At 70.0% G+C, this 9,443-nt stretch carries 11 protein-coding genes; 1 reads left to right on the forward strand and 10 read right to left on the reverse strand.

Features of this window, described 5'->3' with window-relative positions; translation table 11 throughout:
• The 10 genes from VQ02_RS31505 to VQ02_RS31550 form a co-directional block, all read right to left on the reverse strand.
• Positions 1-297, reverse strand: a 297-nt coding sequence (locus tag VQ02_RS31505; protein ID WP_048448208.1) for a DUF444 family protein, incomplete at its 3' end; no start/stop codon positions are given.
• Between the two features lie 122 nt (positions 298-419).
• On the reverse strand, positions 420-2,372 hold the full coding sequence (locus VQ02_RS31510; protein WP_048448209.1) for a PrkA family serine protein kinase: 1,953 nt from the start codon (positions 2,370-2,372) through the stop codon (positions 420-422).
• Between the two features lie 357 nt (positions 2,373-2,729).
• Positions 2,730-3,203 (reverse strand): hypothetical protein, encoded by a 474-nt coding sequence (locus tag VQ02_RS31515; RefSeq protein WP_048448210.1) that lies wholly within the window; start codon positions 3,201-3,203, stop codon positions 2,730-2,732.
• A 220-nt stretch (positions 3,204-3,423) separates the two neighbouring features.
• On the reverse strand, positions 3,424-3,891 hold the full coding sequence (locus tag VQ02_RS31520) for a hypothetical protein (protein WP_048448211.1): 468 nt from the start codon (positions 3,889-3,891) through the stop codon (positions 3,424-3,426).
• Between the two features lie 70 nt (positions 3,892-3,961).
• On the reverse strand, positions 3,962-4,462 hold the full coding sequence (locus tag VQ02_RS31525) for a MerR family transcriptional regulator (protein ID WP_048448212.1): 501 nt from the start codon (positions 4,460-4,462) through the stop codon (positions 3,962-3,964).
• Between the two features lie 34 nt (positions 4,463-4,496).
• Complete coding sequence (locus VQ02_RS31530; protein WP_048448213.1) at positions 4,497-4,817, reverse strand: integration host factor subunit alpha; 321 nt, start codon at positions 4,815-4,817, stop codon at positions 4,497-4,499.
• 120 nt (positions 4,818-4,937) lie between these two features.
• On the reverse strand, positions 4,938-5,915 hold the full coding sequence (locus tag VQ02_RS31535; RefSeq protein ID WP_048448214.1) for a beta-ketoacyl-ACP synthase III: 978 nt from the start codon (positions 5,913-5,915) through the stop codon (positions 4,938-4,940).
• 12 nt (positions 5,916-5,927) lie between these two features.
• Positions 5,928-6,962: a phosphate acyltransferase PlsX gene (plsX, locus tag VQ02_RS31540; RefSeq protein WP_048448215.1), complete on the reverse strand. Its 1,035-nt coding sequence runs from the start codon at positions 6,960-6,962 to the stop codon at positions 5,928-5,930.
• Positions 6,963-7,228: 266 nt separating this feature from the next.
• The gene (locus tag VQ02_RS31545) at positions 7,229-7,735 is read right to left on the reverse strand and encodes a YceD family protein (RefSeq protein WP_048448216.1); all 507 of its coding nucleotides are present in this window, start codon (positions 7,733-7,735) and stop codon (positions 7,229-7,231) included.
• 184 nt (positions 7,736-7,919) lie between these two features.
• Positions 7,920-8,477 (reverse strand): ubiquinol-cytochrome C chaperone family protein, encoded by a 558-nt coding sequence (locus VQ02_RS31550; protein ID WP_048448217.1) that lies wholly within the window; start codon positions 8,475-8,477, stop codon positions 7,920-7,922.
• 331 nt (positions 8,478-8,808) lie between these two features.
• Here VQ02_RS31550 and VQ02_RS31555 point away from each other — a divergent pair, with 331 nt between their 5' ends.
• On the forward strand, positions 8,809-9,273 hold the full coding sequence (locus VQ02_RS31555; RefSeq protein WP_048448218.1) for an outer membrane protein assembly factor BamE: 465 nt from the start codon (positions 8,809-8,811) through the stop codon (positions 9,271-9,273).
• The last annotated feature ends 170 nt before the right edge of the window (positions 9,274-9,443 follow it).

A 9,443-nucleotide genomic window follows, 5' to 3' on the forward strand; every position in this document is an offset into this window, starting at 1 on the left:
GCCCCCTCCCCCGCCGCCGCCCGGCGGGCGCTCGATCAGGTCGCCCTCGATGTAGGTCTTGTTGCCGGGCAGGATGTGGTCCTGCACGCCGGTCGAGGGATTGCGGGTGAACTTCGGCTCGCGCACGCCGTCGACCGGGACGGTGACGTTGCCGTCCTTGCCGAGATCCTTGATGTCCTTGTCCCGGGCGGCCTCGCGCACGGCGCGCTGGGCCACGTCCCGAACGCGGCGCAGGAAGCGCTGCCGGTTCGCCAGGCTCTTGCCGCCAGGATTGAGGCGTCGATCGATGATGTGCATCCGTTTCGCGCTCTCCGATCACGCCACCATACCGTACCGGGCCCGTATCCCGCCACCGCTCCACTCGGGGGAGGCCGGGGGCGGCCCGCGGAGGTCGTCCGCGGGCCGCGATGGTCCTGCCGTCAGCCCGCCTGCTTGACGCGCATGTACCACTCGACGAGGCGACGGACCTGGCGCTCGGTGTAGCCGCGGTCCTTCATGCGCTCGACGAACTCGCCGTGCTTCTTCTCGGTCTCGCTGTCCTTCTTCGAGCCAAAGGAGATCACCGGCAGGAGTTCCTCGACCTGGCTGAACATCCGCCGCTCGATCACCTCGCGGATCTTCTCGTAGGAGGTCCAGGAGGGGTTGCGGCCGCCGTGCTGCGCCCGCGAGCGCAGGGCGAACTTCACCACCTCGTTGCGAAAATCCTTCGGGTTGGCGATGCCCGCCGGCTTCTCGATCTTGGTGAGTTCCTGGTTCAGGAGCTCGCGGTTGAGCAGCTGCCCGGTCTCCGGGTCCTTGAAGTCCTGGTCCTCGATCCAGGCGTCGGCGTAGTCGATGTAGCGGTCGAACAGGTTCTGGCCGTAATCGTGGTACGATTCGAGGTAGGCCTTCTGGATCTCGTGGCCGATGAACTCGGCGTAGCGCGGCGCCAGCTCGCCCTTGATGAACTCGAGGTAGCGCTTCTCGGTCTCGGGCGGGAGCTGCTCGCGGCGCAGCGACTGCTCGAGCACGTACATCAGGTGGACCGGGTCGGCCGAGACCTCGGTGGTGTCGTGGTTGAAGGTGGCGGCCATCACCTTGAAGGCGAAACGGGTCGAGATCCCGTCCATGCCCTCGTCGACCCCGGCGGTGTCCTTGTACTCCTGCATCGAGCGGGCGCGGGGATCGACCTCGCGCAAGGACTCGCCGTCATAGACCCGCATCTTGGAGAAGACGTTCGAGTTCGCGTGCTCGCGCAGGCGCGAGAGCACCGAGAACCGGGCCAGCATCTCCAGCGTGCCGGGCGCGCAGGGAGCCGCGGCGAGCTCGGAGCCCGAGACCAGCTTCTCGTAGATCCGCTGCTCCTCGGTCACCCGCAGGCAGTACGGCACCTTGATGACGTAGATGCGGTCGATGAAGGCCTCGTTGTTCTTGTTGGTCTTGAAGCTCTGCCACTCCGCCTCGTTCGAGTGGGCCAGGATGATGCCCGAGAACGGGATCGCGCCGATATTCTCGGTGCCGACGTAGTTGCCCTCCTGCGTCGCGGTGAGCAGGGGATGCAGCATCTTGATCGGCGCCTTGAACATCTCGACGAATTCGAGGATGCCCTGGTTCGCCCGGTTGAGGCCGCCCGAGTAGGAGTAGGCGTCGGGGTCGGCCTGGCTCAGGGTCTCGAGCTTGCGGATGTCGACCTTGCCGACGAGGGACGAGATGTCCTGGTTGTTCTCGTCGCCCGGCTCGGTCTTGGCGATCGCGATCTGGCGCAGGCGGGACGGGTTGACCTTGACGACCTTGAACTTCGAGATGTCGCCGCCGAACTCGTCCAGGCGTTTGAGGCACCACGGGCTCATCAGCCCGGTCAGGCGTCGGCGCGGCACGCCGTATCGCTCCTCGAGGATCGGCCCCATCGTCTCGGGGTCGAACAGCACCAGCGGGCTCTCGAAGACCGGGCTCATCTCGTTGCCGGCCTTGAGGACGTAGATGGGATGCACCTCCATCAGGGCCTTCAGCCGCTCCGCGAGGGACGACTTGCCGCCGCCCACCGGGCCGAGCAGGTAGAGGATCTGCTTGCGCTCCTCCAACCCTTGGGCGGCATGGCGGAAGAACGAGACGATCCGCTCGATCGTCTCCTCCATGCCGTAGAACTCGGAGAAGGCCGGATAAATCCGGATGGTCCGGTTCATGAAGATCCGGCCCAGGCGCGAATCGCGCGCGGTATCGATGAACTCGGGCTGGCCGATCGCGTCGAGAATGCGCTCCGGCGCACTCGCGTACATCAGGGGATTGTCACGGCAGGCGTCGAGATACTCGGACAGCGTCAGCTCCGAGTCCCGCCGGGACTCGTAGCTGCGCGCGAAAGTTTGAAAGAGGTCGCTCGCTGACGGCATTGGCATTCCGGACCCTCACGACATCGCCAGGATCATCCTGTCCCGCCTCGGATGCAATCGATATCCCCATGTTTGTCGCAGCGCGGCGACGCAGGGAGGGATGCGGAAGCGGCCAGGACCCTGTATGCAGGCCAGCTGCGGGCAAGGCGCGTGCCGCAGCGGCCGGGAAAGTTGCAGGTCCGCCAATGCGAAAGCCGGCTATGGGCCGACCCTGTGCCGTAAAGGACACGCCTGTTCCGGTTTTTCCACACCCCTCGGAGCGCCGTCGGACGCTCCGCGAGACGTGGAGGGAACGCCGGCCCGAGGGACAGCGTTCCCGCTTCGTTTCGTCCCGGGGCGCCGCACCGGCGCCGGGCTGCCGGATCAGAGGTCCGTGGTGTCCTTCTTCGCGCCGTCCTTGGGGGCGTCCTTGGCACCGCCGACCGTGACCTTGATGGTCTGGGTGACCACGTTGCCGTCGGTGCCCTTGATCTCGACCGTGACCTCGTCGGCGCCGGTGAAGCCGGCCTTGCTCTCGTAGAACACGGCCTGGACGTTGGCCTCGACGTTCGGGCAGCGATAGGTGGCCGGGGTCTTCACCTTGCCGGCCCGCTGGACCAGGGCGCCGTTCTTCGGCGGGGTCGTCACCTTCACCTCGGGCTGCGGCCCGAGGGAGCAGTCCTTCTTGAGGTTCGGCACCGCGATGAGGCGGATCTGCTTGCCGGAGGCGACGGCGACCTCGCGGGTCTTGGCGGCCTGCGCCTGGGCCGCGCCGGAGGCCAGCATGGGCCCGGCGGCCAGCAGGACGGCGAGCGCGAGGATCGTCGGGCGCGGGGTCGGGCGGAAGGGTCGTGGCATCGGGCTCAAGCTCTCCGAAGGGGATGCCGGCCGCATGTGGGGAGCGGCCCGGGCAGCGTCGAGGCCCCGACCGCGGTTCCCGCGCGGAAACCCGCCCAGGACCCGGCCCGCCCGCGTCAGTGCAGCACCAGCATCACGAAGAGGTTGAACAGCCCGAGCAGGGCCACGCCGCCGAGCCACAGCCAGTAGCCCCGCCCCTCCACCGGGTAGTCGCCGATCATCACGGTGCCGCGTCCTCCTGCCCGTCGCCCCTCTGTCCGTCGCCCTTGGCGGCCTGCAGCACCGCCAGGGTCGCGCCGGTCACCCGGGCGATCTGGGCCGGCGAGAACTCCCCCGCAAGGGCCGAGGCGAGCCCGCGCTCGATGCGCGCCCGCTCGCCTGCATCGCCGATCGGGTCGGCCGGGATGTCGCTCTCGCGCAGGCGGCAGGCGTCCCGGATCGTGTCGGCGGCCTTGCGCAGTACCTCGCGCTGGTCGGGGGTCATGTCCCAGAGCGGGTGGCGCAGGCGCGCGATCACCCGCCGGGCATCCCGGTAGTCGCGGTCGATGACAGGAATCGCCTCGATCTGGCTCACCAGCAGCACCAGCTCGAGCACGTCGGCCGTCGCCTCCGGGCAAGTGCGCACGACGCGCATCAGCCGGGCGATCAGCTCGGTGGTCGGGGAAGCGTGGCGGCGGGGCTCGGCCATGTGCGCGTAACGTGCCCCACAACAAAGGGTTCTCCGGACGCCGCGGTTTATTTGCGTCCGTCGTTCCGAATCATTCGCCGGTCCCGGGCCGGGTGCGCGGCACGCCTGCCAGTCGTCGCCGGCATGCCCGCAACTCGTCCAGCACCGCGTTGAGGCTCGCCCGGTCGGCCCGGCCGAGCGGCGGCGGAGCAGCCTCGGCTTCTGGCTCGTGATCGGATTCGGCGAAGGCCGGGGCGACCTGCTCGCCGCGGCCGACCGCCTGGACGAAGCGCATGCCGCGCTCGCGCAGCACCCTCTGGGCGCCCCGGATGGTGTAGCCCTGGCCGTAGAGGAGCTGGCGGATGCCCTTGAGCAGGTCGACGTCGTCGGGGCGGTAGTAGCGCCGGTTGCCGCCGCGCTTGAGCGGGCGCACCTGGGTGAAGCGCGTCTCCCAGAAGCGCAGCACGTGCTGGGGCAGGTCGAGGTCCTCGGCCACCTCGCCGATGGTGCGGAAGGCGCCCGGTTCCTTCTCGGGCAGGGCGGCCCTGCCGGGCGCCCCGGTCCCATCGGGTTCTGCGGGCCCGTCCTGCATCGCCGCACCGCTCATGTGCCGGCCGCCGGGCGGCTCAGGCGTCGTCGTCGTCCGGGACGGCGTGGCCGCCGTTGATCCGGGCCTTGAGCACGTTCGAGGGCTTGAACACCATCACCCGGCGGGGCTCGATCGCCACCTCGACGCCGGTCTTCGGGTTGCGCCCGACCCGCTTGCCCTTGTCGCGCACCACGAAGGAGCCGAAGGAGGACAGCTTCACGGTCTCGCCCGAGGAGAGGCAGCCGCAGATCTCCGACAGCACCGTCTCCACCAGGGCGGCGGATTCCGTCCGCGACAGGCCGACCCGCTGGTAGACGGCCTCGCTCAGATCGGCCCGCGTGACCGTCTTGCCTGCCATCGTGCTGCTCCCCCGGCGGCTGATTCGCGAAAATAACGTATGTCTATGATCGCGCACGCTAATCTGCGATGCGCGCCGGGTCAACCGGCCGCCGGGCGCCTTTCCGGGACTTCTTCGGATCTACCAGCGAATCAGCGCGCTGCCCCAGGTGAAGCCGCCGCCGATCGCCTCGATCATCACGAGGTCGCCGCGCTTGATCCGGCCGTCGCGGCAGGCCGCGTCGAGGGCCAGCGGAATCGAGGCCGCCGAGGTGTTGCCGTGCCGGTCGACGGTGAGCACCACCTTCTCGCGGGCGATGCCGAGCTTGTCGGCGGAGGCCTCGATGATGCGCCGGTTGGCCTGGTGCGGCACGAACCAGTCGAGGTCGTCGGCGGTGGTGCCGGTGGCCGCGAAGGCCTGGGCGATCACGTCGGTGACCGAGCCGACGGCGAAGCGGAAAACCTCCTTGCCGACCATGCGCAGCTTGCCGGTGGTCCCGGTCGAGCCCGGGCCGCCGTCGACGTAGAGCTTCTCCCGGTGGCGGCCGTCGGCCCTGAGCTGGCTCGTCAGCACGCCGCGGTCGCCGGAATGCCCCTCGCCGGGCTGCGCCTCCAGCACCAGGGCGCCGGCGCCGTCGCCGAACAGCACGCAGGTGGTGCGGTCCTCCCAGTCGAGCAGGCGCGAGAAGGTCTCGGCGCCGACGACGAGGGCGCGGGTGGCCGCCCCCGTGGTCAGGAACTTGTCGGCGGTGGCGACCGCGTAGACGAAGCCGGCGCAGACCGCCTGGATGTCGAAGGCGGCGCCCGCCCCGATGCCGAGCCCGGCCTGGATCTGGGTCGCGGTCGACGGGAAGGTGTGGTCGGGCGTCGAGGTGGCGCAGATCACGAGGTCGATCGTGGACGGATCGATGTCGGCGTCGCGCAGGGCGCTCTCGGCGGCCTTGATGCCGAGCACCGAGGTCGTCTCGTCCGCTTCCGCGATATGGCGCTGACGGATGCCGGTGCGCTGGATGATCCAGTCGTCCGAGGTGTCGACCCGGGCGGCGAGGTCGTCGTTGGTGACGACGGTCCGGGGCAGGTAGGAGCCGCAGCCCCGCACCACCGAGCGAAGGCGGGTCATGATGCGTCCTCCCTATGCCGAAGCTTGCGCCGGCGTCGCGTCGAGGCGCTCCCGGATCGTCCGCATCAGGTCGTGGCGGGCCATGTCGTGGGCGATGTCGATGGCGCTGGCGAAGCCCTCGGCGTCGGCGGCGCCGTGGCTCTTGATCACGATGCCCTCGAGGCCGAGAAAAACGCCGCCATTGGCCCGGCTCGGGTTCATCTTCTCGCGCAGGGCCTCGAAGGCGCCGCGGGCGAACAGGTAGCCGATCTTCGCCATCAGCGTCCGGCCCATCGCCCCTTTCAGGTACGCGGCGATCTGCTTGGCGGTTCCCTCGGCGGTCTTGAGGGCGATGTTGCCGGTGAAACCCTCCGTCACCACCACGTCGACGGTGCCGCGGCCGAGATCGGTGCCCTCGACGAAGCCGTGATAGGCGAGCCCCGGCAGGTCGGACTCGCGCAGCATCCGGGCGGCCTCCTTGACGGCCTCGTTGCCCTTCATCTCCTCGGTGCCGACGTTGAGGAGCCCGACGGTCGGACGGTCGAGGTCGAACACGATGCGGGCCATCGCGGCGCCCATCACCGCCATGTCGACGAGGTGGTTGGCGTCGGTGCCGATGGTGGCGCCGACGTCGAGCACCACGCTCTCGCCCCGCACCGTCGGCCACAGGCAGGCGATGGCCGGCCGCTCGATGTGCGACATCGTCTTGAGGCAGATCTTCGACATCGCCATCAGGGCGCCGGTGTTGCCTGCGGAGACCGCCGCCTCCGCCTCGCCGTCGCGCACCGCCTGGATCGCCTTCCACATCGACGACTTGCCGCGGCCGGCGCGCACCGCCTGGCTCGGCTTCTCGTCCATGCCGATCGCCACGGTGGTGTGGCGGATCTCGACGGCGCCCTTCAGGCGCGGCTCGGCGGCGACCAGGGGAGCGAGCACCGCCTCGTCGCCGAACATCAGGAAGGTCGTCTCGGGGTGGCGCTCGCGGGCGAGCCCCGCACCGGGCACGACCGTCGAGGGGCCGTGATCGCCGCCCATCGCGTCGAGCGAGATGCGCAGTCTCTGGGACATGGGGGTGTCGAACAGCCTCTCGGATCCGCCGGGACTCGGGAACAGCACAGGGGGTCCGCGGCGCGGCGGAAAATAGCGGCCCGGCGCCCGGCCGCAAACGAATTCTGACGGCGCGACCGGCCGAAGGTGCCTTTGTACCAACGCGCCCTGCCATCGGCACGTCGATGGCAGGGCGTTCGGCGCATCAGCGCCTGGCGCGTGCGGCGGCGATCCGTTCGGGCTTGAGCCCGCGCCGTCGAACGGATCCGTTCGACGGCGCCGCGGTCCTAGACGTCGTTGCCCTTGAGGCCCCGCAGGGCGGCGAAGGGCGTCTCCTCCCCCTCCTCCGCGGGCGGCTCGAAGGCGACGCCGGGCTTGCGCGGGTAGGGATCGAGGCCGAGCGCCAGGAACTCGGCGGTCAGGCTGCCAAGGTCGATGCGGCCGTTGACGATCGGGTCGGGGATGTCGGCGTCCTCGGCGGGGGTGCCCGCGAAGGCGTCCTGGTCGGCGAAATCGACGTCGACCTCCTCGGTCACGGTGGCGTCGAAGGGCTCGAGGGTCACCACGCAGGTCTGGGTCAGCGCCGCCTCGACGGTGCCGGTGACCTGGAGCCGGTGCAGCGAGCCGGTGAGCCGGAAGGTGCCGGCGAGCCGCGCGATCCCCGGCAGGCCGAAGTCGCGGGCGAGCGCCGCGCGCTCCTCCTCGTTGGCCTCGACGGTGACCGGCTGGCCGGATTTCAGGGTGCGCTCGACCAGGATGGGGCGGGAGAACGGGCCGACGCTGTCGGGTGTCATGGGGCTTCCTTCGGGATCCTTCGGGTGAGCGGGGGCGGGCGCGGCCGCCCCGGCTGCGCGGTCCGATCTCTGATCCTTCGAGATGCTGTGCGCCCCGCCCGAGCGCAAGTCCTGCCGACGTGCAAGGTCCTGCCGGAGCGCAAGTCCTGTCCGCGTGCGAGGGGCCGTCGGATGGCCCAGGGCGTCAGGCCTGCGCCGGGCTGTCGGCGAAGCCCGCCGGGTCGGGCAGGACCGGGCCTTCGGCCATCAGGGCGTCGAGGTCGGTCCCGGCCAGGGCGGCATCGGCCGCCAGCACGTAGGCCGAAAGGCCCTGCGCGGCGCCCGGCTCCTCGCGGGCGAGCACGTTGCGGGCGAGCGCAGCCGCCAGGGCGTCGCGGTCGCCGGCATCGAGGGCGGCGTCGTAGGCGGCGGCCCGGCCGTAGAAGGCCTGCGCCAGCTTCTTCATCCGCTTCGACACCCCCATGTCGCCGACGCCGAGCTCGCGCAGGGACGAATCGAGCTGCTCGAACACCGAGTTCACGAGATCCTGGGCGATGTCGGCCGCGGGCGCCGGCAGGCGCCGCAGGTGGCGCAGCACCAGGACGACGTGGAGGCACAGGGCCTCGAACCGCCCCTCCACCGTGTCGGGCACTCCGAGGTCGAGGTAGAGCGCCGGCACGCGGGCCGCGGCATTGATGCGGATGTGCAACGCCTCGATGGCGCGGCGGCGGGCATCCTCCCGGCGGAAGGGGTTTCTGATCATCAGGCTCTCACCTCCCGCACCGCCTCGCGCCCGGCGCGAGACGTGACCTTATGCATGACGCGGGGCCGCTATTCACGAACCCGCCCGGCCTCCTGATACCGCAGCACCGTCGCCACCGCCGCAGGTGCCGGCCGACCCGAACCGGCCTGCGCCGAACGCCCTGCTATCGACGCGTCGGCGGCGGGGCGCAATGGGGTGAAACCGCGGTCGCGGAACCTTGGCCGTGCCTTGCCAACGCCACAACCCCGGGGTACGGCAGCGGTCGCTTCCCGCGCCAGGCTGCCTCCCGGCCGCCGACCATGATGTCCCGAACAGTTTGCCCGAGGTCTCGATGCCGCGCCGCTTCACACCGTCGCTTCTCCGCCTCGCCGCGGCCGGCCTGATCGGTCTGTCGGCCGCGGGCTGCGTGATCGGCGAAGAGTTCCGGCACGGCTACATCATCGACGAAGCCGCCGTCGCCCAGGTGCGGCCCGGCGCCAGCGCCGAGCAGGTGCTGCAGACCCTCGGCACGCCGACCACCGTCTCCACGGTCGGCAACAAGTCCTGGTACTACATCAGCCAGAACACCAAGCGCACCGTGATGTTCCTGGGCGAGCAGCCGACGGACCAGCGCGTCCTCGCGGTGTACTTCAACGCCGGATTCAAGGTCGAGCGCGTGGCGCTCTACGGCGAGCAGGACGGCCGGGTGTTCGACTTCATCTCCCGCACCACGCCGACCAGCGGCGGCGAGCAGGCCTTCCTCGGCCAGCTCATGCGCGGCCTGACCAAGTTCGAGCCGTTCCGCAACGCCCGGTAAGGGAGGGGCCGCACCGGCCCCGCCCCTCCCTTACCGCAGTCTCTTATAAACATCTAAAAAAAAAAAATCAGACCTCGCCCGCGTGGCCGAGGACCGGATCGATATCGCGATCATGGATGTCGTGCTACCGGAAATGGACGTGCGCGATGCTGTTAGGACCTTGCGTCGTA

Source organism: Methylobacterium variabile (assembly GCF_001043975.1).
In the GTDB taxonomy this organism is placed as follows: Bacteria; Pseudomonadota; Alphaproteobacteria; order Rhizobiales; family Beijerinckiaceae; genus Methylobacterium; species Methylobacterium variabile.